Origin of the sequence: Burkholderia sp. HI4860, assembly GCF_002223045.2 — a bacterium.
In the GTDB taxonomy this organism is placed as follows: Bacteria; Pseudomonadota; Gammaproteobacteria; order Burkholderiales; family Burkholderiaceae; genus Burkholderia.
On record NZ_NKFO02000001.1, the window covers coordinates 1,727,829 to 1,753,602 of the forward strand.

A 25,774-nucleotide genomic window follows, 5' to 3' on the forward strand; every position below is an offset into this window, starting at 1 on the left:
GCGTACGCGAAACGCGCTGCATGCCGTGACGAACGGCGCCTGGCCGGCCGCGTTTGGCCAGCCGCCCCGCTCCATCACGCGCGCCGCACCGCGATCCACGCCCCCCAGAACAGGCTCGCGAAAAAGCGCAGCGGCGTATCGAAGCCCGCGTCGCGCAGCAGGCCGAACACGGCTTCCTCGGACGCGGGCGGATCGGCGCCCTGCAGGATCTTCGCGAGTTGCGCGCGCACGGCGCCGGGCGTCGCACCTTTCATGCGCCAGCGCTGCTGCCACGCGTCGAGCAGGCGAGGGTGGTCCGCGTAGCGGCGATGGTTGCCGGCGAGCACGAGCGGCGCGCCGGGTTTCAGGCGCCGCGCGATCGCATGCAGCAGCGCCGCCTTCGCTTCGTCGCCGGGCACGTGGTGCAGGACGCCGACCAGCGTCGCGCCGTCGAACGCGGGCGTGTCGGGCAACGCGTCGACACCGTCGTCGACGAACGCCGTGCGGGCGCCGAACCCCGCGGCCTCGACGTTCGCGCGCGCGAGCGCGAGCATCGGCGCGGACGGGTCGACGGCCGTGAATTGCCAGCCCGGCTCGAGCGCGGCCGCCACGCAGATTTCCTGCCCGGTGCCGCCCGCGCCCGCGACGAGGATCCGCGCCTCGGGCACCGCGATCGCCGACGCGAGCATGCACGCAGTGAGTTCGTGGCAGGCATCGTAGCCGGCGAGCGCGATGCGGGATTGCTCGGCGTATTCGTGCGCGCGTGCCGGATCGAATTTGGCGGCGCTGGCGGGAAGCGACATGGCAGGTTCCTCGGGTCGGGCGCGGACGTCGTGTCCGCGAGCATGGCGCAGAGCGTAAGCGTGCGCGGCCGGTGCAACAAGGCGAGCAACCATTCCGGTATGACTGCTACCCGACTCGGCGGGACCGCCCGGATCGCGGGTTTTCCCGGGGTCGATTCGTATTTAAAAATGTCCGGGCGCGATGTATCGCGGTAGCGAATCCGGCGCATACTCGTTTCTCTCCCCCCGCCTGGCCGTCGCATGCCGGGCCCCGATGCGCCGCGCCCCGCGGGCGCGGCCATGCCGCTCGGCACGCACGAGGAGCGCATGATGTCCGATTGTCCGCACGATCCGTATGCGCAGCACTACATTCACTGCTTGCCGTTCGGCGCCCAGCCCTGTGGCGCGCTCGGTACGACGCCGCGCACGCATTTTCGCGTGTGGGCGCCGGGCAGCACGCAGGTCCAGCTCGAACTCGATACCGGCTTCGGCCCGTTGCTCGTCCCGATGACGGCGGCCGGCACGAACTGGTTCGAGGTCTTTGCCGATTGCGGTGCGGGTGCGCTTTATCGCTATCGCCTCGACGATGCGGTATCGATTCCCGATCCCGCGTCGCGCTCGCAACCTGAAGGGCTCAACGGCCCGAGCGAGGTCATCGATCCGCGCGCGTTCACGTGGCGCAATACGTTCTGGCATGGGCGCGCATGGGAAGACATCGCGCTCTATGCAATTCGCCCGCACGCGGTGGGCGGCTTCGACGGCGTGCGCCGGCGCCTGCCGCAACTCGCGCGGCTCGGCGTGACCGCGCTGGAGCTGCTCGCGTCGCCGCACGACAGCCTGCCGTTCGCGCCGCTCGCGGCAGAAGGCGGCCCCGACGCGCTGAAGGCGCTGATCGACGACGCGCACGGCTACGGTCTCGCGGTGCTGCTGGAACTCGACTACGCGCGCTTCGGCAGCGGCACCGAGGCACTGCGCCACTACGCGGCGCCGTTCTTCCATACGCGTGACGATCCGCTCCAGGCGCCGCCGCTCGCGCTCGATCATCCGGAAGTCTGCGATTTCTTCTGCGACAACGCGCTGTACTGGATCGACGAGTACCGTTGCGACGGGCTGCGCCTGCGCGAAGCCGATCGGATCGGCGTGTCGTGGCTGCGCGAGATCGCGGATCGCGTGCGCGCGGCCGTGCCGGCCGACCGGCTGATCCATCTCGTCCTCGGCAGCGAGCGGCATCCGGCGCATCTTGCCGATACCCATTTCGATGCGCAGTGGAACGGGTGCGGCGAACGCGCGCTGCACCGGCTGACGGGGCGCGATACGTCGGCCCACGAAGGCATTTCCACGCACCAGTCGATCCACACGCTCGCCCGCGCGCTGACCGCGGCCGGAGCCGCGTTCCAGCCGGCCGGGTCGGGGGAAGGCATGGCTGCCGACGGCGGGCTGTCGTTGACGTCGCTGGTGCTGTCCGATGGCGCGTGGCACGACAGCGGGCAGGGCGACCACGGGCAGGCGGCCGGTCTGGCCGCATTGGCGCTGTCGCTGCTCACGCCGCAGATCCCGTTGATCTTCGACGAAACCGCACGCGATGCCGATCGCGCGCATTTCGTGCAGTCGGCGCTCGCGGTGCGCGCGAAGCTGATCGCGCCGCGCTTGTCCGATTGCCGGCCGCAGGAGGCGCGTGCGCTGAAGTCGGACGGCGACGGCGATGCCGACGCGCTGCTCGCATCCTGGCGGCTCGCCGACGACGAGACGCTGACGATCGCGTTGAACCTGTCGCCCGACGCGGTGCCGTTCGATGCGCCGCGAGGGCGAGTCGTGTTCGAGACGCCGGCGCGTGCGCGCGACCGGGTCGATGAAGGGGTGTTGCCGCCGTATGCGCTCGTCGCGTGGCTGACGGGTGACGTCAACCGGTATGCGCTCACGCACGATGCGCGTCGCATCGATGGCGGCGCCTGGCGCGGCATGCGTCCGAACCTGAACGCATGACGACGTGAGCGGATGTGTGTTTGAGAGGCCGCGCGCATCTGCGCCCGGCTGCACCGCAGGGCAATCTCCGACCTACCAGAACCCGCGAATGCCTGCGATGCCGTAGGCGCCGTGGCGGCGCGCCTCGTCGAGGTGGGTGCGTGTCATGCCGCCGAGCGCGAAGACGGGCATGGCGGCCTCGGCGGCCAGCGCGCCCAACCGTGCCCAGCCGAGCGTCGGCGCACCGGGATGGCTGAGCGTCGGCAATACGGGCGACAGCGTGACGAAATCCGCGCCGGCGCGCGCGGCCAGCAGCAGGTCGTCGCGCGTGTGACAAGCGGCGGACACCCATCGTCCGGCCGGCAACGGCCGCTGCGTGGTAGCACGCAACGCGGTGCCGTCGAGATGCCAGCCGGCGCCGTCGAGCCGCGTCACGCCGGCCGCATCGATCGGCCCGTTCAGCATCAGGTGCGCGCCGGTCGCCTCGCAGCGCGCGAGCGCTTCGGCGGCGAGTCGCGCGAACGCGGCTGCATCGAGCGACTTCACGCGCAGTTGCACGAGCGTCTCGCCGCGCGCGAGCACGGCCGACAATCGATCGAGGAACGCCGCGTAATCGGCCGCCGACGCGGACGCCGGCTCCGGCGTGATCACGCAGCAGCGCGGCAGCGTGGCGTTCATCGCGTGCGGCGCAGCGCGGCCGTCATTCGTCGGCCTCTTTCGAGATCTTCGGGTAGACGCGCACGAGCACGATGCGCGGCCCGTTCATCTTCTTCACGACGACGTCGAAGCGGTCGAACGACACGCGCTGCCCTTCGGTCGGCAGGTCGCTGAGCGCCTGGATCACGAGGCCGCCGACCGATTCCGCACGGCCTTCGTCGATGTCGATGCCGAGCGCCTGTTCGAGCGACACGACGGGCAGGCTGCCCTTGCCCATCAGTGTGCCGTCGTCGAGGCGGGTCCAGTCGGCGTCGCCCTGGCGGAACTCGTCGTGGATCTGGCCGACCAGCGCGCCGAGCAGGTTGTCGAGCGTCAGGAAGCCGATCGGTTTCTCGCCCTTGTTGCCGACCAGCGCGAAGTGCGGTGCGCCCTTGCGGAAGCGGCGGAACAGGTCGAGCGCGGGCGTGTCGGGCCGCACGTACTGCACCGGGCGGACGTAGTCCGACAGGTCTTCCAGCGCCGCGCCCGCGTGACGCGCGAGCAGCAGGTCCTTCAGGTGGATCAGCCCGCTCACCTGTTCGCGCGACGCATCCTCGAACAGCGGATAGCGGCTGAAGCGGTGCCGCGCGACGATTTCCATGTTGTCGGGCAGCGGCAGGTCGCGGCGCAGGCCGATCATTTCATGGGCCGGGCGCATCAGGTCCGACACCGTCATCGACGAAAAGTCGAGCGAATGCGCGAGCGTGTTCCACTCGTCGTTGCTGTACGTGCCGCGCGCCGGCTGGGCCGGATTGCCGGCCGTGCTGCGGCGGCTGCGCAGGATCAGCTTCAGCTCGTCGGTCGAGTAGTGGGCGTCGCTGCCGTGGTCGGCGGACAGCCCCGCGAGCCGCAGCACCGCGTTGGCGCTGTTGTTGAGCACCCAGATCGCCGGATACATCGCCCAGTAGAACGCGTAGAGCGGCAGCGCGACCCACAGGCCGATCTTTTCCGGCTGGCGGATCGCCATCGATTTCGGCGCCAGCTCGCCGACGACGATGTGCAGGAACGAGATCAGCGAGAACGCGAACACCAGCGAGATCAGGTGCACGACGCGTTCGGATTCCACGCCGATCAGGTCGAGCAGCGGGCCGAGCAGTTGCGCGAAGGCCGGTTCGCCGACCCAGCCGAGGCCGAGCGACGCAAGCGTGATGCCGAGCTGGCACGCGGAAAGATACGCGTCGAGTCGGCCGTGCACGATGCCGAGGATGCGGCCGCGCAAGCCGTGCTTGCGGGCCAGGGTCTTGACGCGCGTGGCGCGCAGTTTGACGAGGCCGAATTCGGCCGCGACGAAGAACCCGTTCAGGGCCACCAGGAACAACGCGCCGATGAGCGCGAAGATCTGTAACAAAGAAACACTCCGGTTATGACAGGCCCATCAGTATAGAGCCAGAAAGGAATTTGTAATGTGTTGGGCGGCCGATTGCTTACACCGGCGCCTCACCGGGGACGGAGAGCGTGATGGTGGCCGTGGCGCCATCGGCGAACGCGTCGTGCGCGAACGTGCCGCCGTGTGCGAGCGCGACGCGCTGGCAAAGCGCGAGCGTCCAGGCGACGCGCTTGGCGTCGCGCTCGCGCAGCATCTCGCGTCGTGCGAACGATTCGAATGCATGCGGTTGCACGGGATCGGCGAGTGCGTCGGCGTTGACGGTACACGTCGCGCGCGCGGTGAACTGCAGGCCGTCGCGCGCGCACGCAAACGTCACGCGGCTGCCGGCGGCGCTGGCTTCAACCGCGGCGGTGAGCATCGTCCAGAGCGCCTGTGCGATGCGTTCGCGGTCGGCGGTCAGCGACAGGTCGCCGTCCGGCAGCGTCGCGTCGAGCGCGACCTGTCGTGCGTCGGCGAGCGCGAAACGGGCGAGCGCGATCGTGTCGTCGAGCAGCGCGCGCAGCGCGAACGGCTGCGGCTTGACGGCGAGCGTGCGCGTTTCGGCGCGCGGCGCGTCGAGCACGTCGTCGATCAGCGCGACCTGCTGGTCGATGCCCGTGCGGATGCCCGCGAGCGCGCGCTGCAGGTTCGGATCGGCGTTGGCGAGCTGGCGCTCGAGCACGTACGCCCAGCTATGCATCGCGTTCAGCGGGCTGCGCAGGTCGTGTGACGCGGTGGAGAGCGCCTGGTCGCGCAGGAACAGCGCCGCTTGGGTGGCGTAATGCGCTGCGCGTTCGCGCAGCAGGTCGGCGGCGGGATCGACGGTAGTGGACGTCACGGAGCTGGCCTGTCGGAAGCGGTTGGCGTGGAAGTCACGCGAACCGTCATTATAGGGACGGTGCGTGTCACGCCGGCAGCGCGTCTTCGTCCTTTTTCCGGGCGTCGCCGTTCGGCAGCAGCTGGCATGCGAGCAGGCCGGCCAGCATCAGCGCGCAGCCGACGAGCGCGCGTAGCGTCAGCGTTTCGCCGAGCGCGGCCCAGCCGGCGATCGCCGCGAACACGCCTTCCATGCTGAAGATCACGGCCGCGTGCGCGGGCGCCGCGTCGCGTTGCGCGACGACCTGCATCGTATAGCCGACCCCGACCGACAGCAGGCCGCCGTACAGCAGCGTCGGCAGCGCGTTGCGCAGCATCGTGCCGCTGACCGGCTCGATGACGAGGCCGACCGCGAGGCACGCCACGCCGCACACGACGAACTGCATGAACGCGAGCACGAGCGGATTGTGGCGCTTCGCGAAATGGCCGACGGCCATCACGTGCGCGGCGATGATCACGGCGCCGGCGAGCTGGAACCAGTCGCCGTACAGCACCGAGAATTGCTCGTTAATGCTGAGGAAATACAGGCCGATCGCCGCGAGCAGCGCGCCGAACCACGTGCCCGGGCCGATCCGGTGACGGGCGAACACACCCATCAGCGGCACGATCACGACGTACAGCGAGCTGATGAAGCCTGCGTTGGCGATGCGCGTGTACTGCAGGCCGATCTGCTGCAGCGAAATCGAGACCGCCAGCAGCCCGCCGAGCGCGAGGCCCGGCAGCAGCAGCGCCGGCTCGCGGCGGATCGCCGCGAGTTGCGTGCGCGACGCCGTATTCAGCATCAGCAGCGGTACCAGTACCAGCGCACCGAGCAGGAAACGGAGCCCCGTGAACAGGAACGGCCCGATCACGTCGAGGCTCAGTCGCTGGGCGACGAAAGCCGAACCCCAGATCGCGGCGGCGGCGAGCATCAGCAGGTTGGCTCGGAGGTGCTTGCGGGCGTCGGGCTTCATTGGAATTCTTCTGGAGATTGCGGGCGGCGAAACCGGTTAGTTTACGCCGAGATTGCAAGGCTGTCGGCAAACCTGCGCAACGCGGCGCCGGCACGGGCGTCGCGTACCCGCGAATACAGCACGACCTGCGACAGCGGCAGCGGCGGCAGCCCGAATTTCGCGCCGACGTCGACCAGCGTGCGCGGCGCGACCCGCCGCGCCAGCGGGCAGACGGCGAGCCCCGCGGCGGCGGCGGCCGTGACCGCCGCCACGCCGCCGCCCGTAAAGCGCTCGCGCCACGGCCGCCCCGCATGGTCGAGCGCGCGCAGCGCGGCGGCCCGCACGCCGCACGGGCCGGCCAGCACCGCCAGCGGCAGCGGCTCTCCCGCGCGCGGCACCCAGTCCGGCGCGGCGAGCCAGGCCAGCGGTTCGGAAAACAGCAGCGTGCCGTCTTCGCGCGGTGGGTCTTCACCCGGCTCGTGCCGCACGATCACCGCATCGAACCGGCGTTCGTCGTATTGCGCGAGCAGGTTCGTCGACGTGCCGAGATGCATTTCGAGCGACAACCCCGGATCCTGCCGATGCAGGCTCGTGAGCACGGCCGGCAGGTCGGGCACCGCGACGTGCTCGCTGACGCCGAGCGACAGCCGGTGCGTACCGGCCGAGATCGCGCCCAGCGCATGATCGTGCGCATCGAGCAGTGCGCGGGCGGCCGGCAGGAAATTCTCGCCGTCGGCGGCCAGCTTGACGATGCGCGGCGTGCGCGCGAGCAGCGGCTTGCCGAGGTGGGCCTCCAGCCGCTTCAGCTTCAGGCTGACGGCCGATTGGGTGGTGCCGAGCGCATCGGCGGCGCGCGTGAAGCTGGCGAGATCGGCGACCAGCACGAACGCGCGCACGGCATCGAGATCAAGGACTTTCATTTTCGATGTAAATGGATGAAATATTCATCGATGACTGTTCATTATAGCTCGGCGCGCCTAACCTGACGCTGTGTTTCCGTTCTTCAACGTCACCTTCACCGACAGGAGCAGGACCATGCCATTCACCCGTATCGCCGTGCGCGAAGGCAAGCCGGCCGCTTATCGTGCGGCGCTCGTCGACGGCGTGCATCGCGCGCTGATGCACACGTTCAACGTGCCCGAGGACGACATCTTCATGGTCGTCACCGAGCATGCGGCCGAGAATTTCGTGTTCGGTCGTCACTACCTCGATATCGAACGCAGCGACGATCTCGTGATGATCCAGATCACCGCGAACAACACGCGCACGCTCGAGCAAAAGCGGGCGCTGTACCGGGCGATCGCGGACAACCTCGCGCAGCAGCCGGGCGTGCGGCAGCAGGACGTATTCATCAGTCTTGTCGAGGTGCTGAAGGAGGACTGGTCGTTCGGCAACGGCCTCGCGCAATACGCCGTTTGACCTGTGACAGCCCGACAGGGCCAGATCGTCGCCGGCGAGTTTTGACGACGTGTACTATGGAAGGAGCTTCACGGTCGACGCCGGCGCGCACGATGCGCCGGCGCTTCTTCATGTGCAGGAGCCTCCATGTCGCGTGTGCTGGAAATCGTGTTGTCGCTGTCGCTGGAAGGGTGGCCGGTCAAGGCCGCGAGTCGCGCCCGGGGGGCGCAGCGTGATTTCGGCGCCGAACTCGTGCGGGCGTGGCGGATCTGCCCGCAGGTCCGGATGCGCCGCGGCCATGAGCGCGTGACGATCGAGCCATGCCAGATCGAGGAGGCCGAGTCGAGCCCCGGCGCAAGCTGGTGGACGTGGGTCGAGTCGAATGCGCACGGCAGGCGCGTGGTCGCGTCGCGCACGACGGTATTTGCGCCAGGCGTCACGGCGCGCGAACTGTTCGACGCGGAGCATGAGGGTATCGCCGTCGCGATGCCGCTGCCCGTGCCCGAGGCGGCCGCTGCGGCCGATGCCGATGCACCGGCAGACGAAGTGGATGGCGTCGCGCCGGACGCCGCAGTGCCCCCGGCCCCGAGCGTGCAGCCGGAGTCGTCGGCGCTGCGTGTCGTCAGCGAACGGCGGCGCGGGCGCTGGGCCGACGATTCCGGCGTCGTGGTCGAGATGACGCTCGACGACGTCACGCTGCATCGCGGCAGCGAGCCGCCGCGCCGCTTCGTCGAGCTGCGCCTTGCGGCGCCCGACTGGGAGACACTGCCCGCGCGCACTGCCGCGCTGCATGCGCTGTTTGCCGCGGCGCGCGAATTGAGCGGTGCGTGGCCCGCATTCGTGCAATTGACGAGCGTGATCGATCGCGCGTGCGCGGCCGAGCCGGCCGCCGACGGGCCCGTCAAGGCCAAGCCCGTCGACCTGACCGGCGTGCGCGCGCAGCGCACCGCACTGTTCGCGCTGGCCGGCGACATCACCGCGCAGTGGCTCGGCAACGAGGGTGGGGTGCTCGAGCACGACGATCCCGAATTCGTGCACCAGATGCGTGTCGCGTTGCGCCGCCTGCGTACGCTGATGCGCTTCTTTCCGCGCTTCACCGACCGCCAGTGGCGCGACACGCTCGGTGTCGACCTGCGCTGGCTTGCGTCGCTGCTCGGCACGGTGCGCGACTGGGACGTGTTCGCGACCGAAAGCCTGCCCGCGCTGATCGCGGCCGACGGCGGCGACGGCGAGTGGAACGGTACGCTCGACGCCGCGCGCGCGCAGTGCGCGGCCGCGCGCGCCGAGTTGCGCCAGGCGCTGCATTCGGCTCGTTATGCGCGGCTGACGCTCGGCTGGCTCGAGTGGCTGAGCTCGCTGGCGCTGCCGCCGGCCGAGGACGGCGACGCGCCTTCGCTGCGGCGCCACGCGACGAAGCGCGTGCGGCGGCTGTTCGGCCATCTGTACGCGTCACCGTCGCTGACGTCGCTCGACACGGCCGCGCGCCATCAGGTGCGGATCGATGCGAAGCGGCTGCGCTACGCGCTCGAATTCTTCGCGTCGCTGGCGTCGCGCCGCACGCGCACCGAGACGGTCAAGACCCTCGCGCGCGTGCAGAGCGTGCTCGGCGAAGCGAACGACACGATGGTCGCGCTGCAGCACCTCGAAAAATTGGCTGCGCCGCCGTACCAGCTCGGGTTCGTGCGGGGCTACGGCGCGGCGCTCGAGCAGCGCGCGGCGCGCGACGCCGAGACGCTGCTGGCCAGCCTGCGGCCGCCGAAGCTCGACGGCAAGCCGGGCTGACCAGCACGCGCTGACTATAATGGCCGCCCGATTTCTCTACGCATCCCGATGACCGACGCACCTAATGCTTTTTCGTCCGCCGAACCGCTAGAACTGGGCGGCGAGCTGTGGCTGCGCGCCGGCGAGCAGACGCTCGGCGGCGCCACGCGCATCGCGTTGCTCGCGGCGATCGGCGACACCGGTTCGATCACGCGCGCGGCGAAGGCCGTCGGCCTCAGCTACAAGGCCGCGTGGGATGCGGTCGACACGATGAACAATCTTGCCGGCGAACCGCTCGTCGCGCGTTCGACGGGCGGCAAGGGCGGCGGCGGTACGACGCTGACGCCGCGCGCGACGTCGCTGATCGCCGCGTTCCGCACGATCGAGCGCGAGCATCGCCGGTTCATCGAGGCCGCGAGCGCGGCCGTGGCCGGGTTCGACGTCGACTGGGCGCTGATCGGCCGGATCGGGATGAAGACCAGCGCACGCAACCAGTGGTTCGGCAAGGTCGCATCGATCGTGCGCGGCACCGTCAACGACGAGGTCACGCTCACGCTGCCCGGCGGACAGTCGATCGTTGCCGTGCTGACGCACGAGAGCGTCGATGCGCTCGGCCTGCAGGTCGGCGCGGATGCCTGCGCGCTGGTGAAGGCATCGTGGGTCGTGCTCGCGGTCGACCATGGCGAGCACGAGCTGAAGGTGTCCGCACGGAATCAACTGCGCGGCAGCGTGGAAACCGTCGCGGCGGGGGCGGTGAACAGCGAGGTGACGCTGGCGCTCGACGGCGGCGGGACGCTGACGGCCGTCGTGACCAACGACAGCGTCAACGCGTTGCAGCTCGACGCCGGCGAGCAGGCGATCGCGCTGTTCAAGGCGTCGAGCGTGATTCTTGCGGTGACGGGCTGACGAAGCAGGCCGGGCGGCGCGCATCGACGATCGTGTGACGGGCGGGGCGAAGCCGGCTTCGCACAGTGCCTGCACGGCACCGGCTTCGTTTCCGCTTTCAGCCTATGCCGCTACGCGCGGCTTCTCTCAGGCTCCAACCTGCCTGCCACGACCACGGCCTCGCGCGCTCAGGTGACGCGCGTCGGCCACTCGGCGTGCGGCGGAGCCGCCTGCACGCGTCCTTCGCTCAACTGCACGACCTGGTCGCCGAATGCGGCGACGTCGTCGGGGTCGTGCGAGATCAGCACCATCGGGATATCGAGCCGCGCCTGCAGCTCGGCGAGCTCGTGACGCATGCGCTGGCGCATGGCGCCGTCGAGCGCCGCGAACGGTTCGTCGAGCAGCAGGATCCGCGGTTGCGCGACCAGTGCGCGCGCCAGCGCGACGCGCTGTTTCTGCCCGCCCGACAATTGCGACGGATACTGCCCCGCGAGCGCTTCGAGATCGAACGCCTGCAGCCAGTACGCGACTTCCGGCGGCACCGTCTTCGCGCGCGGGTTGCGCAGCCCCGACGTGAGCCCGAATGCAATGTTCTGGCGCACGTTCAGATGCGGAAACAGCGCGTAATCCTGGAACAGGTACGCGACGCGCCGCTCGCGGGTCGGCACGTCGATGCGGCGCGCGGCGTCGAACAGCGGCTCGCCGTTCAGCGTGATCGTGCCTTCGTCGGGCGACAGCAGGCCGGCGATCGCCTGCAGCGTCATGCTCTTGCCCGCCCCGGACGGCCCGAACAGCACGACGCGCTGCGTCGTTGCCGTGAACGACATGTCGAGCGTGAAGCGGCGCTCGGCGTTTGCGTAGGTCTTGCGGATGTCGACGACGAGGCTCATGCATGCCTCCGTCGAAGCCGCCCGATAGCGAAAGACGATGAACGAGGCGAGCGCATCATGTCAGCTGGCCCCGTCGGGCACGCGACGGCACGAGCCAGCCGGTCGCGAGCAGTACGAGCACGCAGGTGATCGACGTCACCAGCACGAGGAAGTTGGCGGTGCTGTCGTCGCCGGCCTGGACGGCCGCGTAGATCGCGACCGACAGCGTCTGCGTGCGGCCGGGCAGGTTGCCCGCGATCATCAGCGTTGCGCCGAACTCGCCGAGCGCGCGGGCGAACGCGAGCAGCGCGCCCGCGAGAATGCCGCGCGTGGCGAGCGGCAGCGTCACGCGGAAAAACACCGCGACTTCGCCGAGCCCGAGCGTGCGCGCCGCGCGTTCGAGGTGCGGATCGACGCCTTCGAACGCCGCCCGTGCCGACTTCAGGATCAGCGGAAACGCGACGACCATCGATGCGATCACCGCGCCTTGCCACGTGAAGACGAGCTCGATGCCGAGCGTGTCGAGCCACGCGCCGAACACGCCGCGCCGGCCGAGCAGCACAAGCAGGTAATAGCCGAGTACCGTCGGCGGCAGCACGAGCGGCAGCGTCAGCACGGAATCGACGAGGTCGCGCAGCGGCGAGCGCCAGCGCGCGAGCATGAACGCGGCCGCGACGCCGAGCACGATGTCGAGCGCGGTTGCCCACCCGGCAACCTTCAACGACAGCAGCAGCGGTACCCAGGCGTCTTGCATCGCGCTACGCTCACTTGCCCGCGGGCTTGAAGCCGAACGTCGCCAGCACGGCCTGGCCCTGCGGCGACGCGACGAAGTCGATGAACGACTGCGCCTGCGCGGCGTGGCGGCTGTCCTTGACCACGGCGATCGGATAGGTGATGGCCGTCTTCGTCGGCACCGTCAGCGCGACTTTCACGCGGCCCGGCATGATCGCGGCGTCAGTGCCGAACACGAAGCCCGCCTCGACTTCGCCGCGCGCGACATAGTCGAGGCTCTGGCGCACGTTGGCGGCCAGCACGCCCTTCGCGCTGACGGCATCCCACACGCCGGCCGCGCGCAGCGCGCCTTCCGTGTAGCGGCCGACCGGCACGGATGCCGGGTCGCCATACGCGATGCGCTTCACGCCGGGCGCGGTCAGGTCGTTCAGCGACGTCGGCGCGGCAGCCTTGCTGTCCGCCGGCACGATCAGCACGAGCGAGTTCGCCGCGAAATCGCGACGCGTGCCGGGCACGATCACCTTCTCGTCCGCCGCGCGATCCATCGCCTTCTGGTCGGCCGATGCGAACACATCGGCCGGCGCGCCCTTGGCGATCTGCTGCATCAGCACGTCCGACGCGCCGAAGTTGAACAGCACCCTGGTCTCCGGATGCTGCTTCTCGTACGCGTCACCGACGGCCTTGAATGCGTTCGTCAGGCTGGCCGCGGCCGACACGACCAGTTCGTCGGCAGCCGAAGCGGGCGCGCTGAACGCGATACCGGCAGCGGCAAGCGTGGCGATCGGCAGCAGGCGAAGCAGGGTGCGGCGAAGCGGACGGACGGTTGAGCGCATGGTGGATTCGTTTTGAATGGGTGGAAACCGTAATCGTAATATAGGGCGGGTTATAACGCTCGACATACCGCTCATGCGATGGCGCGCATGTAATGGTCAGACGTGAAAAGTGGCGAACGCGACGGCCGGGTAGCCGGTCACGTACGGAGCGTATGCGGCGACGACTGGGTGCGCTGCAGCGACGACGGCTGCGAAGCAGGGCGGTAGTTCGGGTTGGCCTTCCAGCGCGCGCGGACGAACGGACGCTCGTGCCCCGACAGTTGCAGCGCCACCTTGGTGACCCAACGATGCGACGGCACCGTGATGCCGTGCAGCGCCACGGTGACGAGCGCGAGGCTTGCGACGACCGCGGGCACCGACCAGCGGTGCGGCACCGCGCGCCACGAACCGGCGATGAACGCGATCGCGGCGATCGCGCCGACGATGCAGCCGGTGATCGATTCGGACGGCGAATGGGCGTCGAGCGCGACGCGCGACACGCCGACCGCGACGCCGGCTGCGAGCCCGAGCGCGATGCCGGCGAGTCGCACCGGCGTGCGGGTGCGGATCAGTGCCAGGAAAATCGCGACCGGATAGACCGACGTCGACAGCATCGCATGGCCGCTGAACCCCGTGAAATCCCACTTGCGGATGCCGATCCCCCAGCCGAGGAACGCGATCTTCGTGAGCGCGACCACGCCGATCGCGGCCGCGAGCACGCCGAGCCACGCGGCTGCGCGCTGCCACGAGTAGCCGAGCGCGAGCCAGACGGCGATCGTGATCGCGAGCGGCAAGGTCAGGCCGGCGCCGCCGAACGCGGTGATCATGATCCACAGGTGAGACGACAGGTCGAACATCGGGAAGGGGACGAACGAAGGCGGGGAAGATGCTTAAATCAACGCGCGAGCCGGAAAGAACGACTACAACGGATACAAGCGGCGAAGCCCCAGTATAGCGCCGCGTGCGCATGAGCCCCGTTTTTTGCGCGGCCGGGAACGATCCGCGTGCAGGAAAAGTCCGAGAAACAATGTTATGGTGCATTGCACAAAGACGAACGATGCATCCGCTGTGGTGCCCCTATTTTTCCTGACTGCGAGCCCGATCGATGACCAAAAGTCTGACCAAGATGTGGCTGGGCGGCATGAAACGCATGCTGTCTCCGGCCGCCAAGCGCTCGGCGCGCGATGCACAGCGCATCACACGCGATGCACTCGAGGCCGCGGCCTCCGTATCCGATCTGTCCCCGCCGCGCGAATCGCGCGTGCGACCGCGCGCGGCCGCATGGGCGGCCGGCGAGTGGACGCGCGGCGAACATCCGATGGCCCCCGCGCTCGGGCGCCTCGTCCAGAATCTCGCGTACGGCCTTTATGTGCCGCCCGGCCGCCGGCGTGGCGCGATGCCGCTCGTGGTGATGCTGCACGGCTGCCAGCAGTCCGTCGACGAATTCGTGCAAGGCACGCGGATGAACCTGCTGGCTGACAAGCACGGCTTTGCGGTGCTGTATCCGGAGCAGTCGCTGCGCGCGCACGCGCACGGCTGCTGGCACTGGTATGAAGACACCGACCGCGCGGGCCGCGGCGAGGCGGACGCGGTGGCGTCGCTCGTCGACGCGCTCGTCGACGAACACGGTTTCGACGCGTCGCGTGTCTATGTCGCGGGGTTGTCGGCCGGCGCGGGTCTCGCGTCGCTTCTTGCGCTGCACCATCCGGACCGTTTCGCGGCGGTGGCGCTGCATTCGGGCCCGGCGCTCGGCGAGGCGACCTCGGGCATTACCGCGATGGACGTGATGCGGCGCGGCGTGCGCCAGAATCCGGCGGCGGCCGTCGACGCGCTGGTCGATGCCGCCGCGTATCCGGGCATGCCGGCGCTGATCGTCCAGGGCGACGGTGACCACGTGGTCGCGCCGAAAAATGCCGACCAGCTGACGGTGCAGTTCATGCGCCTGAACGGGCTGGCCGACAGCCGCGGCGCGTTGCGCGGCGGCGAGCGAGTGGAGACGCGCGACGCGGGCGCGCAGATCACCGATGTCTGCCGCGACGGCGAGCCGGTCGTCCGGCTCTGTCATGTGAAAGGGCTCGACCATGCGTGGGCCGGCGGCGACGAAGCCGTGCCGTTCCACGCGGCGGTCGGCCCCGATGCGAGCGCGATGATCTGGGCCTTTTTCGAGACCCAGCGCCGCACTGTGGCGACCGAACGACGCACCGTCTGATCGACGCTGGCCAAAGCCTAGGGTTTTCCCTATAATTCGGGAAAACCCTAGTCAAAGAACCTTTGGATTGCGAGATCAACCATGTACCTGCTGAGCCACCTCTTCCTGATGCTGACCAAGAACGCTGAAAAGGCCTCGAAAGAGCGCGCCGACGCGTACCTGGCCGAAGCCACCGACATCTATGATCTCGAATTCCGCATGCGCAAGATCGATCGCGAAGCGGCGATGAACCGCCCGTACACGTTCGGTTCGCGCTAAAGCGCGCAGGGCGGGCAGTCAGGTCCGCCGATCCGGCGAGTCACGCAGCAGAAAAGGGCGCGTGCGGCACCATGCCGCACGCGCCCTTTTTGCATTCCAGGCCTGGTGTCGCGTCAGACGACCGTCAGGCGCACGGGCACGTTGTTACGCGTCGCGTTCGAATACGGGCACACGTGGTGCGCCTTTTCGACCAGCGCTTGCGCGTCGGCCTTGTCGAACCCCGGCAGCGACACGCGCAGTTCGACGTCGAGCCCGAAGCCGCCTGCGTCGTTCGGGCCGATGCCCACTTCCGCCGTGACTTGCGTGTCGGCCGGCAGCGCTTTCTTGTCCTGGCCGGCGACGAATTTCATCGCGCTCAGGAAACAGGCCGAGTAACCTGCGGCAAACAGCTGCTCCGGATTCGTGCCTTCCGCGCCCGTGCCGCCCAGTTCGCGCGGCGCGGCCAGCTTCACTTCCAGCTTGTTGTCAGCGGATACCGCGCGGCCGTCGCGGCCACCCGTGCTCGTGGCGCTGGTCTTGTACAGAATGTTCATCGTGCAGCTCCTGTCTGGAAAAGGGGGAAAAGCGGCCCGGTCGAACGCGGTGTCGCAGGCCACGCACAAACAATAGAACACAAATGATTTGTGTGCAAATGAATTTTTGAAGAAAAAGGCCCGGTATCGTCGGGCCGGTTCATCGAGGCTCGGCTGTCAGCGTTCGTTGGCGGTCGAGAGCGCGTCGCGCAACTGCAGAAGATCGGCGCGCAGCCTGACCAGGAAGTCGGGGGATTGCTGCATCGCGCAGAAGAGATCGGCGGGCACCGAGCGCGCGCGCTCCTTCAACGCACGACCTTCCGGCGTCACCAGGACGTTCACGATGCGTTCGTCGGTCGCACTGCGCACGCGCTCGACGTAGCCGAGCGCCTCCAGCCGCTTCAGCAGCGGCGTGACCGTGGCCGGGTCGAGGTCGAGCCGCGCGGCGATGTCCTTCACGGCGATGTCGTCGCGTTCCCACAGCACGAGCATCGCGAGATATTGGGGATAGGTCAGCGACAGCTTGTCGAGCAGCGGCTTGTACGCCTTCGTCATCGCGTGCGAAGTCGAGTAGAGCGCGAAGCAGAGTTGCTCGTCGAGTGTCTGGGGCAGCGGAGGCAGGCGGTCCATGATTCGGGCGGCGCGGCGAACGCGCGAACAATTTGTACGCAAATTATTTTGCGCGCAAACGATCGGGATGAACAGGGGGGAGCGACGACGAGCGGCGGCTGAGGGAGGCCGGGAAAGGGCGGGGGCGCCGGGAGGCCGCCCGGTGCGGAGAACGGCGGGCCGGCGCCGCGCGCCGGCCGTGGGGGCTTCAGCGGCCCGACGTGGTGGTCGTCGCGCCCGGTTCCTGTACGCCGAAGCAGCCGCGATAGGTCGCGTAGAACGAGCAGTACAGCATCGTGACGATGATGATCGTCACCGGCATCATGATCGTCAGCGCATAGGCGCCGGCGCCGAGCGCCTGCAGCAGCAGCGACAGCGCGAGCGACGTGCCGAGCGCGACGGCGAACCACAGCACGCCGTACACGACGAACGCGCCGCGATTGCGCCAGCAGCTGACGACGCTGAAGAACAGCGCCTTGGCGGGCGGGACGTCATGCCACGCGACCAGCACCGGCGCGAACCAGAACAGCATCGCGACCGGCAGGTAGAGAAGCGTCGCGAAGAACAGCGCGCCGAGCGTGCCTTGCGCGGCGAGGGCTTCCGGCGTCGTGCTGGCTTCGTCGGCCGCGCCCATCATCACGTGGAACAGCGCGCCGCCGTCCACGAACGACGAAGCGGCGAACACGAGCACCATCGACGCGACGTAGATCACGCCGAGCACGAGCAGGCGCTGGGTCGCGACGGTGCCGTACGAGCGGAAGCCGTCGACGAGGATCGTCGGCATCACGGGCTTGCCGGCCACCGTGTCGCGGCACGCGGCCATGAAGCCGACCGCGACGCCGGGAATGAAGACCAGCGGCAGCGCGGAGCCGATCACGGGCACCATCGATATCAGCGTGATCGCCAGCAGGTACGTGAAGAACAGCGTGATGAACGCGAGCGGGTTCCGGCGGAACAGCCAGACGCCTTGACGGAACCAGACATAGCCCGTTTTGGCGGGCACTTCGATCAGTTGCATGCGGTGTGGATCTCGGGAAGCGCGGGCGTATGCGCGATACGCTCGCGCAGGATGCGTTCGAAATGGCCGGGGTCGTGCGGCTTGAGCATCTCGGCCGCGCGCGGCAGGTAGAAGTCGTACAGGCGCGACACCCAGAAGCGGTACGCGCCCGCGCGCAGCATGTCGCTCCAGTGGCGGCGCTCCTCGGCCGTGAACGGCCGGACCGTCTGGTACGCGCGCAGCAGCGCATCGGCGCGCGCGACGTCGAGCACGCCGGTCGCGAGGTCGACGCACCAGTCGTTGACCGTGACCGCGACGTCGAACAGCCACTTGTCGCAGCCCGCAAAATAGAAGTCGAAGAAGCCGCCGAGCCGCACGTCGTGGCCGGTGCCGGGCGCCGCGTGCGCGAACAGCACGTTGTCGCGGAACAGGTCGCAATGGCACGGCCCGGCCGGCAGCGCCGCGTAGTCGTCCGACGCGAAGAAGCTGGCCTGGTGCGCGAGTTCGCCTTCCAGTAGTGCGCGCTGCTCATCCGTGATGAACGGCACGATCGCCGGCACGTTCTCCTGCCACCACGGCAGGCTGCGCAGGTTCGGCTGGGTGCGCGGATAGTCGCGGCCGGCGAGGTGCAGGCGCGCGAGCATCTGCCCGACCTCGATGCAGTGTTCGACCCCCGGCGCCAGTTCGGCCGAGCCGTCGAGCTTCGTGACGATCGTGGCCGGCTTGCCGTGCAGCATGCCGAACAGCGCGCCGTCGTCGCGCGGGACCGGATCCGGCACCGGCACGCCATGGCCGGCCAGGTGGCGCATCAAGTCGAGGTAGAACGGCAGCTGTTCCGCCGTGAGCTTTTCGAAGATCGTGAGGACGTACTCGCCGCGCGTCGTCGTCAGGAAGAAGTTGCTGTTCTCGATACCGGACGGAATGCCGCGGAACGCAAGCACGTCGCCCAGTTCGTAGTGGCGCATCCATTGCGCGAGATCGGAGTCGGAAACAGCAGTGAAAACGGCCATGCGGGATGCGTCAGGTCAGGGTGTCGGCACGCGGGCGGCGTGCGTCGCGACATCAGGTGAAGGGAGGCGGCGCGCGGCGTTCGGTGCCGCGCGCCACGGAATCAGTAGCGCAGGTTCAGCGACGGCAGGCGCGTGATCGGGATGCCCGCGTCGTGCGGCTTCGGCGACGTGTCGGGCGTCGAGCTCATCTGGTAGCGCGTGCCGAAGTTCGACTTCACGTCGATCTCGACCGGCTTGCCGCGATCGCGGTACTCGGTGACTTCGGTGCCGTTCTTGCTCTTTTCGTGAAAGCTCGGCGTGCGGCGGATGTCGGCGAAGTCGACTTTCGACGTGACTTCGGCACCCGGCCGGTTGATCTTGCGGAGATCCGGCAGGCCGGCGGCCTCGTTGGCCTCGGCCCGAGCCTGCGCGTCGGCGTCAGGCGTGCCGCCGGCGGCGTAAGCGGCGCTGGCGGCGGCAAACGCGGCGGCAGCGACGACGAGAATGAGCGGCTTCATGATGAGTCTCCAGTGAACCCACCGATTTTAGCAAATACTGCGCCCCATCCGGCCCTCGCGTGCGTAGGGGCAGCCATAAGGGCGACCGGGTTCCGTGGTAATGTCGTCGGATCAGACGAGGTAATCAAAATGAAGAACGATTTGAGCCGCCGACACCGAGTGCTGACGCCCGAAAGCCCGTCGGTCGAGGCTTTCGACGATCCGATCGCCGCCGTCGCGCGGCTGTCCGCCATTTACGACACGAACACGGGCTTCCTGCGCGATGCGTTCGCCCGCTATCGCCGCCACGAATCGATTACCGAGCACGTGCGCGCGTGCTACCCGTTCGTGCGGATCCGCACCGACGTCAACACGCACGTCGATTCGCGCCGCTCGTACGGTTTCGTCGCGGGCCCCGGCGTATTCGAGACGACGGTCACGCGCCCCGATCTCTTCGCGAACTACTATCGCGAGCAACTGCGCCTGCTGGCGAAGAACCACCATGTGAAGATCGAGATCGGCGTGTCGTCCCAGCCGATTCCGATCCATTTCGCGTTTCCCGAAGGCATCCATCTCGAGGGCGAGCTCGATCGCGACCGCCTGCTCGCGATGCGCGACATCTTCGATACGCCCGACCTGTCGTATCTCGACGATCGCATCGTCAACGGCACGTTCGAGCCGGCGCCGGGCGAGCCGCATCCGCTCGCGCTGTTCACGGCCGCGCGCGTCGACTTCTCGCTGCACCGGCTGCGCCACTACACGGCGACGTCGCCCACGCATTTCCAGAATTACGTGTTGTACACGAACTACCAGTTCTACATCGACGAGTTCGTGAAGCTGGGCCGCACGGTGATGACGGAGAGCGACGATCCCGAGGTGCGTGCCTACCGGAGCCAGTACAGCGCGTTCGTCGAGCCGGGCGATGTCGTCACCTACAACGCGAACCTCGGCAGCGAGCCGGCCGAGGGCAACGCGCCGCCGCGCCTGCCGCAGATGCCCGCGTATCACCTGAAGCGCGCGGACGGCAGCGGGATCACGATGGTCAACATCGGCGTCGGCCCGTCGAACGCGAAAACGATCACCGATCACATCGCGGTGCTGCGTCCGCACGCATGGGTGATGCTCGGTCACTGCGCGGGGCTGCGCAACACGCAGCGTCTCGGCGATTACGTGCTCGCACACGGTTACGTGCGCGAGGATCACGTGCTCGATGACGACCTGCCGCTGTGGGTGCCGATTCCCGCGCTGGCCGAAGTGCAGCTCGCGCTCGAGCGCGGGGTGGCCGAGGTCACGCAGCTCGATGGCGTCGAACTGAAGCGCGTGATGCGCACGGGTACGGTCGCGAGCGTCGACAACCGCAACTGGGAGCTGCGCGATCATCGCGAACCCGTGCAGCGCCTGTCGCAGAGCCGCGCGATCGCGCTCGACATGGAAAGCGCGACGATCGCCGCGAACGGCTTCCGCTTCCGCGTGCCGTACGGCACGCTGCTGTGCGTGTCGGACAAGCCGCTGCACGGCGAGCTGAAACTGCCGGGCATGGCCGATACGTTCTATCGCGGGCAGGTCGACCAGCATCTGCAGATCGGCGTGAAGGCGATGGAGATCCTGCGCACGAACGGGCTCGACAAGCTGCATAGCCGGAAGCTGCGGAGCTTTGCGGAAGTGGCGTTCCAGTAACGCGCATGACTGGCATGGGGGCGAGGCGCTGCCGGGCTTCACGGCGGCAGGCGCGCGCCTGCGTCACCCATCCGGTCGCGTGGACACTCGTCGTGGCCGCAATGTGGCCTTCGTACTCGGACGCGACCGTGGTCTCCAATTTGGAAGTTGTCCTATGGTTTTGTCCTTGTCATCGAGAATATGCTCTTCTGCGTGGCGTTCTCCGACGCCCGCACGAAGGAACGGCGAACAGCCGATCCAATTGATTCCTATAATATTGAGAGCAGACAAATCCGATGAAAATCAAAATCCTGCTGGCTTCCCTGATGCTCACTGCTTCGCTGTCGGCCATGGCCCAAGCGGTGATCGGTCCATCCAAGCCGCAGCCGCCTTGCGAACGAGAAGCCGTGCTCGGCCCGTCCGATCCTTGCAAACCCGTCGCAGTGGTCGGCCCGAGCAAACCCATGCCGTGTTGGTGCTACATCGTTAAGTAAGCCGTGAAACAGGCGCGCCCATCCTTGGGTGCGCCTCGTTCGCCGGTTGAAGAGCGACAGAGAACGGAGCGCGTCGAGGGCGCGGCGGCGCGGCTTCGACTACGCCCCTTCGGCCCGGTCAGGGCGGCTCGATAGAAGAGCGCGCCTGCGTCGGCAGATCGCCGATTCGCGGTACAGGCGGCTCAACGCGGCAAGGCCGGGGGCTCAGCACTCACCCTTCTTCGCATGCCCAGGCGGGCAGTGATAGCCGCGATCGTCGTGGCCGCGATGACGCTGGTGATCTTCCCACTCGCGGCGTTCCCAGTAGCGGTGGCCGTCGTAGTAACGATCGCCGTGCCAGCCGACGATCACCGCGGGCGCCGGGGCGACCACGACGGGCGCCGGCGCGACGACGACCGGCGCGGGCGTGCCGATGTTGACGTCGACGTTGACGGCGTGGGCGAGGCCGGATAGCGAAAGGCCGAGGCCGGCGAAGGCAAGGGCGATCAGCGAGCGTTGCATGTTCTTTTCCGTGGTGTCGTTATAAAAGGCCGGCGCGACGCGATGGAAGCGAGGGGGGCGTTCCACCAGGGGGAACGCCGCGCCGACAACTGCAGTGTGCTGGCGCGCGACGGAAAACGCGAGGCGGGTTTGTTACGGCGGATTGGCGGCCGGCAGGCGAGGGGTGCGGGCGTCGGGGCGCGTCATTTGACAATGGCGGCCCGCGCGTGCGGATGATGTGGCGCGCGCCGCACGGCACCGGCCGCGCGTATTTGACATTCGGCGGCGCTCGGCACGCGAAGCGCGATTAATGGCGCGTTACAAAGTGACACGCGGCAGATGGCAGGATCGCCATGCCGCCGCGCGGGAAGCGGTACGCCGGCCGTCGGGCCGGCGGTCGTCATGGATGGATTACAGGTAGAACATCCGGTCTTCTTCGGGGCGCGGCGGATGGCCGTCATCGTCCGAACCTTCTTCCTCGCCGCTGTCCTCGTAGAACGCGAGCACCGCGTCGAGCACCTGGTCGGGATCGTCGATCACCTGCATCAGGTCCATGTCTTCCGGATTGATGAGGCCCATCGGAATCAGCTGGTCGCGGAACCACTGCAGCAGCCCCTTCCAGAACTCGCTGCCGACGAGGATGATCGGCACGAGGCGCGACTTCTTCGTCTGGATCAGCGTGAGCACTTCCGACAGCTCGTCGAGCGTGCCGAAGCCGCCCGGCATCACGATCACCGCATCCGAATTCTTCACGAACGTGACCTTGCGCGTGAAGAAGTGGCGGAAGCGCAGCGAGATGTCCTGGTAGTGGTTGCCGGCCTGCTCGTGCGGCAGCTCGATGTTGAGGCCGACCGACGGTGCTTTACCGGCGTGCGCGCCCTTGTTCGCCGCTTCCATGATGCCGGGGCCGCCGCCGGAGATCACGGCGAAGCCGGCGTCGGACAGCTTGCGCGCGATCTGCACGGCGAGCTTGTAGTGCGGCGTGTCGGGCTTGAGGCGGGCAGAACCGTAGATGCTGACAGCCGGGCGGATCTCCGACAGGTACTCGGTCGCCTCGATAAACTCTGCCATAATCGTGAACATCTGCCACGATGCGCGCGCCTTCTTGGCCGTCGCGCGTTCTTGATCTGCGAGCGAACGCAGACTCGGAATCACTTTTCTCTTGTTCATAATGCCTGAAGAACGAAATCTGGAAGGTAAGACCCTGCTATTGGTTGACGGTTCGAGCTATCTGTATCGGGCTTACCATGCGATGCCTGATTTGCGTGGCCCTGGCGGGGAGCCGACCGGAGCGCTCTACGGAATCATCAACATGCTGCGCCGTATGCGCAAGGAAGTCAGTGCAGAGTATAGCGCTTGCGTGTTCGATGCAAAGGGCAAGACGTTCCGTGACGACCTTTATGCCGACTATAAGGCAAACCGTCCGTCGATGCCGCCCGACCTCGCATTGCAGGTCGAACCGATCCACGGCGCCGTGCGTGCGCTCGGCTGGCCGCTGCTGATGGTCGAAGGCGTCGAGGCCGACGACGTGATCGGCACGCTCGCGCGCGAAGCCGAGCGGCACGGGATGAACGTGATCGTGTCGACCGGCGACAAGGATCTCGCGCAGCTCGTCACCGACCACGTCACGCTCGTCAACACGATGACCAACGAGACGCTCGACCGCGACGGCGTGATCGCGAAGTTCGGCGTGCCGCCGGAGCGCATCATCGACTACCTCGCATTGATCGGCGACACCGTCGACAACGTGCCGGGCGTCGAGAAGTGCGGGCCGAAGACGGCCGTGAAATGGCTGGCGCAGTACGACAGCCTCGACGGCGTGATCGAGCATGCGGGCGACATCAAGGGCGTGGTCGGCGACAACCTGCGCCGCGCGCTCGACTTCCTGCCGCTCGGCCGCAAGCTCGTGACCGTCGAGACGGCCTGCGATCTCGCGCCGCATCTCGAATCGATCGAAGCGTCGTTGAAGACCGACGGAGAAGCGCGCGACCTGCTGCGCGACATCTTCGCGCGCTACGGCTTCAAGACCTGGCTGCGCGAAGTCGACAGCGCGCCGGCGGAAGGCGGCGGCGCCGATGCGCCGGAAGGCGAGCCGGCGCCGGTGGTGGCGGCCGACATCGTGCGCGAATACGACACGATCCAGACCTGGGAGCAATTCGACGCGTGGTTCGCGAAGATCGACGCGGCCGAGCTCACCGCATTCGACACAGAGACGACCGCGCTCGACCCGATGCTCGCGCGGCTCGTGGGCCTGTCGTTCTCGGTCGAGCCGGGCAAGGCGGCGTACCTGCCGGTTGCGCATCGCGGCCCCGACATGCCCGAACAGCTTCCGCTCGACGAAGTGCTCGCGCGCCTGAAGCCGTGGCTCGAGTCGGCCGATCGCAAGAAGGTCGGCCAGCACCTGAAGTACGACGCACAGGTGCTCGCGAACTACGACATCGCGCTGAACGGCATCGAGCACGACACGCTGCTCGAATCGTACGTGGTCGAATCGCATCGCACGCACGACATGGACAGCCTCGCGCTGCGTCATCTCGGTGTCAAGACGATCAAGTACGAAGACGTGGCCGGCAAGGGTGCGAAGCAGATCGGCTTCGACGAAGTCGCGCTCACGCAGGCGGCCGAATACGCGGCCGAAGATGCGGACATCACACTGCAACTGCATCACGCGCTGTATCCGCAGGTTGCGCGCGAACCGGGCCTCTTGCGCGTGTACCGCGAGATCGAGATGCCCGTGTCGCTCGTGCTGCGCAAGATGGAGCGCACGGGTGTGCTGATCGACGATGCGCGCCTGCAGGCGCAGAGCACTGAAATCGCGACGCGCCTGATCGAGCTCGAAGCGCAGGCATACGAACTGGCGGGCGGCGAATTCAATCTCGGCTCGCCGAAGCAGATCGGGCAGATCTTCTTCGAAAAGCTGCAGTTGCCGGTCGTGAAAAAAACGCCGAGCGGCGCGCCGTCGACCGACGAAGAAGTGCTGCAGAAGCTGGCCGAAGACTATCCGCTGCCGAAGCTGCTGCTCGAGCATCGCGGGCTGTCGAAGCTGAAGTCGACCTATACCGACAAGCTGCCGCGCATGGTGAACCCGTCAACGGGCCGCGTGCACACGAACTACGCGCAGGCCGTCGCGGTCACGGGCCGCCTGGCATCGAACGATCCGAATCTTCAGAACATTCCGGTGCGCACGGCGGAAGGGCGGCGGATCCGCGAGGCGTTCATCGCGTCGCCGGGCCACCGGATCGTGTCGGCCGATTATTCGCAGATCGAACTGCGGATCATGGCGCACATTTCGGGCGACGCGTCGCTGCTGCGCGCGTTCTCGCAGGGTGAGGACATCCACCGCGCGACGGCTGCCGAGGTGTTCGGCGTGACGCCGCTGGAGGTCAATTCCGACCAGCGCCGGATTGCGAAGGTGATCAACTTCGGGCTCATCTACGGGATGAGCGCGTTCGGGCTCGCGTCGAACCTCGGCATTACGCGCGATGCGGCGAAGCTCTATATCGACCGCTATTTCGCCCGCTACCCGGGTGTCGCGCAGTACATGGAAGACACGCGCTCGGTTGCGAAGGAGAAGGGCTACGTCGAAACCGTTTTCGGCCGCCGCCTGTGGCTGCCCGAGATCAACGGCGGCAACGGCCCGCGCCGCCAGGCGGCGGAGCGCGCGGCAATCAATGCGCCGATGCAGGGCACGGCGGCCGACCTGATCAAGCTGTCGATGATCGCGGTGGACGACTGGCTCACGCGCGACAAGCTCGCGTCGCGGATGATCATGCAGGTGCACGACGAACTGGTGCTCGAGGTACCCGACGGCGAGCTGTCGCTGGTGCGCGAGAAACTGCCCGAAATGATGTGCGGCGTGGCGAAGCTGAAGGTGCCGCTGGTGGCCGAAGTAGGCGCCGGCGCGAACTGGGAAGAGGCACACTGACGCACCGTTGCGCGGTTCCCGATTCCTGCGGCATATTGTTGCAGGGATGCTGAATATCGAGATGGTTTGCTTGTGGTCAACGCGCAAGGTCCCGGACA

General features: G+C 67.9%; 26 protein-coding genes. 9 read left to right on the forward strand and 17 right to left on the reverse strand.

What is annotated here, in order from left to right; all coding sequences use genetic code 11:
- Window positions 1–74: 74 nt before the first annotated feature.
- Window positions 75–782 carry a class I SAM-dependent methyltransferase gene (locus tag CFB34_RS07720; RefSeq protein WP_089443007.1) on the reverse strand — a complete coding sequence of 236 codons (708 nt, stop codon included), beginning with the start codon at window positions 780–782 and terminating at the stop codon, window positions 75–77.
- Between the two features lie 309 nt (window positions 783–1,091).
- Between CFB34_RS07720 and CFB34_RS07725 the strand changes: the two genes are divergently transcribed.
- Window positions 1,092–2,744, forward strand: a complete 1,653-nt coding sequence (locus tag CFB34_RS07725) for a DUF3459 domain-containing protein (protein WP_089443374.1) — start codon at window positions 1,092–1,094, stop codon at window positions 2,742–2,744.
- A 72-nt stretch (window positions 2,745–2,816) separates the two neighbouring features.
- Here CFB34_RS07725 and CFB34_RS07730 read toward each other — a convergent pair whose 3' ends face one another.
- The 5 genes from CFB34_RS07730 to CFB34_RS07750 form a co-directional block, all read right to left on the reverse strand.
- Window positions 2,817–3,401 carry a thiamine phosphate synthase gene (locus CFB34_RS07730; RefSeq protein ID WP_089443006.1) on the reverse strand — a complete coding sequence of 195 codons (585 nt, stop codon included), beginning with the start codon at window positions 3,399–3,401 and terminating at the stop codon, window positions 2,817–2,819.
- Window positions 3,402–3,423: 22 nt separating this feature from the next.
- Window positions 3,424–4,767, reverse strand: a complete 1,344-nt coding sequence (locus CFB34_RS07735; protein WP_089443005.1) for a hemolysin family protein — start codon at window positions 4,765–4,767, stop codon at window positions 3,424–3,426.
- A 76-nt stretch (window positions 4,768–4,843) separates the two neighbouring features.
- Complete coding sequence (locus CFB34_RS07740) at window positions 4,844–5,623, reverse strand: HAMP domain-containing sensor histidine kinase (RefSeq protein WP_089443004.1); 780 nt, start codon at window positions 5,621–5,623, stop codon at window positions 4,844–4,846.
- A 67-nt stretch (window positions 5,624–5,690) separates the two neighbouring features.
- Window positions 5,691–6,614: a DMT family transporter gene (locus CFB34_RS07745; RefSeq protein WP_089443003.1), complete on the reverse strand. Its 924-nt coding sequence runs from the start codon at window positions 6,612–6,614 to the stop codon at window positions 5,691–5,693.
- 41 nt (window positions 6,615–6,655) lie between these two features.
- Entirely contained in the window at window positions 6,656–7,513 is an 858-nt protein-coding gene (locus CFB34_RS07750; protein ID WP_089443002.1) for a LysR substrate-binding domain-containing protein, read from the reverse strand.
- A gap of 115 nt (window positions 7,514–7,628) precedes the next feature.
- On the opposite strand from CFB34_RS07750, the gene CFB34_RS07755 reads away from it, so the two are divergent.
- The 3 genes from CFB34_RS07755 to CFB34_RS07765 all read left to right on the forward strand — a co-directional run bounded on the left by CFB34_RS07755 (window position 7,629) and on the right by CFB34_RS07765 (window position 10,658).
- Window positions 7,629–8,012, forward strand: a complete 384-nt coding sequence (locus tag CFB34_RS07755) for a tautomerase family protein (protein ID WP_011355834.1) — start codon at window positions 7,629–7,631, stop codon at window positions 8,010–8,012.
- A gap of 126 nt (window positions 8,013–8,138) precedes the next feature.
- Window positions 8,139–9,773 (forward strand): CHAD domain-containing protein, encoded by a 1,635-nt coding sequence (locus CFB34_RS07760; protein WP_089443001.1) that lies wholly within the window; start codon window positions 8,139–8,141, stop codon window positions 9,771–9,773.
- A gap of 48 nt (window positions 9,774–9,821) precedes the next feature.
- Window positions 9,822–10,658, forward strand: a complete 837-nt coding sequence (locus CFB34_RS07765) for a TOBE domain-containing protein (protein ID WP_089443000.1) — start codon at window positions 9,822–9,824, stop codon at window positions 10,656–10,658.
- 167 nt (window positions 10,659–10,825) lie between these two features.
- Here CFB34_RS07765 and CFB34_RS07770 read toward each other — a convergent pair whose 3' ends face one another.
- The 4 genes from CFB34_RS07770 to CFB34_RS07785 form a co-directional block, all read right to left on the reverse strand.
- The gene (locus tag CFB34_RS07770) at window positions 10,826–11,527 is read right to left on the reverse strand and encodes an ATP-binding cassette domain-containing protein (RefSeq protein ID WP_089428017.1); all 702 of its coding nucleotides are present in this window, start codon (window positions 11,525–11,527) and stop codon (window positions 10,826–10,828) included.
- A gap of 55 nt (window positions 11,528–11,582) precedes the next feature.
- Complete coding sequence (modB, locus tag CFB34_RS07775; protein WP_089442999.1) at window positions 11,583–12,260, reverse strand: molybdate ABC transporter permease subunit; 678 nt, start codon at window positions 12,258–12,260, stop codon at window positions 11,583–11,585.
- A 10-nt stretch (window positions 12,261–12,270) separates the two neighbouring features.
- Window positions 12,271–13,071 carry a molybdate ABC transporter substrate-binding protein gene (gene modA / locus CFB34_RS07780; RefSeq protein WP_089442998.1) on the reverse strand — a complete coding sequence of 267 codons (801 nt, stop codon included), beginning with the start codon at window positions 13,069–13,071 and terminating at the stop codon, window positions 12,271–12,273.
- Window positions 13,072–13,208: 137 nt separating this feature from the next.
- Window positions 13,209–13,907: a phosphatase PAP2 family protein gene (locus CFB34_RS07785; RefSeq protein WP_089428015.1), complete on the reverse strand. Its 699-nt coding sequence runs from the start codon at window positions 13,905–13,907 to the stop codon at window positions 13,209–13,211.
- Between the two features lie 248 nt (window positions 13,908–14,155).
- Between CFB34_RS07785 and CFB34_RS07790 the strand changes: the two genes are divergently transcribed.
- Window positions 14,156–15,259 carry a PHB depolymerase family esterase gene (locus CFB34_RS07790; protein ID WP_089442997.1) on the forward strand — a complete coding sequence of 368 codons (1,104 nt, stop codon included), beginning with the start codon at window positions 14,156–14,158 and terminating at the stop codon, window positions 15,257–15,259.
- A gap of 81 nt (window positions 15,260–15,340) precedes the next feature.
- Window positions 15,341–15,517: a DUF3563 family protein gene (locus CFB34_RS07795; protein WP_069251078.1), complete on the forward strand. Its 177-nt coding sequence runs from the start codon at window positions 15,341–15,343 to the stop codon at window positions 15,515–15,517.
- A 113-nt stretch (window positions 15,518–15,630) separates the two neighbouring features.
- Here the strand turns inward: CFB34_RS07795 and CFB34_RS07800 are convergent, their stop codons facing one another.
- The 5 genes from CFB34_RS07800 to CFB34_RS07820 form a co-directional block, all read right to left on the reverse strand.
- Window positions 15,631–16,050, reverse strand: a complete 420-nt coding sequence (locus CFB34_RS07800) for an organic hydroperoxide resistance protein (protein ID WP_011355825.1) — start codon at window positions 16,048–16,050, stop codon at window positions 15,631–15,633.
- A gap of 156 nt (window positions 16,051–16,206) precedes the next feature.
- The gene (locus CFB34_RS07805) at window positions 16,207–16,659 is read right to left on the reverse strand and encodes a MarR family transcriptional regulator (RefSeq protein WP_089442996.1); all 453 of its coding nucleotides are present in this window, start codon (window positions 16,657–16,659) and stop codon (window positions 16,207–16,209) included.
- 187 nt (window positions 16,660–16,846) lie between these two features.
- Entirely contained in the window at window positions 16,847–17,656 is an 810-nt protein-coding gene (locus CFB34_RS07810; protein ID WP_089442995.1) for a BPSS1780 family membrane protein, read from the reverse strand.
- A complete protein-coding gene (locus CFB34_RS07815) occupies window positions 17,647–18,645 on the reverse strand; it encodes a homoserine kinase (RefSeq protein ID WP_089442994.1) in 999 nt (332 codons plus the stop codon). The genes CFB34_RS07810 and CFB34_RS07815 overlap by 10 nt, the downstream gene beginning before the upstream one ends.
- Window positions 18,646–18,746: 101 nt before the next feature.
- Window positions 18,747–19,142: a hypothetical protein gene (locus tag CFB34_RS07820; protein WP_021160838.1), complete on the reverse strand. Its 396-nt coding sequence runs from the start codon at window positions 19,140–19,142 to the stop codon at window positions 18,747–18,749.
- A 129-nt stretch (window positions 19,143–19,271) separates the two neighbouring features.
- Between CFB34_RS07820 and CFB34_RS07825 the strand changes: the two genes are divergently transcribed.
- Both CFB34_RS07825 and CFB34_RS07830 read left to right on the forward strand, forming a co-directional pair.
- Window positions 19,272–20,798, forward strand: coding sequence for an AMP nucleosidase (locus CFB34_RS07825; RefSeq protein ID WP_089442993.1), 1,527 nt, complete (start codon window positions 19,272–19,274; stop codon window positions 20,796–20,798).
- Between the two features lie 275 nt (window positions 20,799–21,073).
- A complete protein-coding gene (locus CFB34_RS07830) occupies window positions 21,074–21,271 on the forward strand; it encodes a hypothetical protein (RefSeq protein WP_105749919.1) in 198 nt (65 codons plus the stop codon).
- Between the two features lie 204 nt (window positions 21,272–21,475).
- On the opposite strand, the gene CFB34_RS07835 is transcribed toward CFB34_RS07830, so the two are convergent.
- A complete protein-coding gene (locus tag CFB34_RS07835) occupies window positions 21,476–21,772 on the reverse strand; it encodes a hypothetical protein (RefSeq protein ID WP_089442992.1) in 297 nt (98 codons plus the stop codon).
- Between the two features lie 390 nt (window positions 21,773–22,162).
- Entirely contained in the window at window positions 22,163–22,921 is a 759-nt protein-coding gene (locus tag CFB34_RS07840) for a TIGR00730 family Rossman fold protein (protein WP_069259466.1), read from the reverse strand.
- A 1-nt stretch (window position 22,922) separates the two neighbouring features.
- On the opposite strand from CFB34_RS07840, the gene polA reads away from it, so the two are divergent.
- Window positions 22,923–25,676, forward strand: coding sequence for a DNA polymerase I (gene polA, locus CFB34_RS07845; protein ID WP_089442991.1), 2,754 nt, complete (start codon window positions 22,923–22,925; stop codon window positions 25,674–25,676).
- Window positions 25,677–25,774 lie beyond the last annotated feature (98 nt).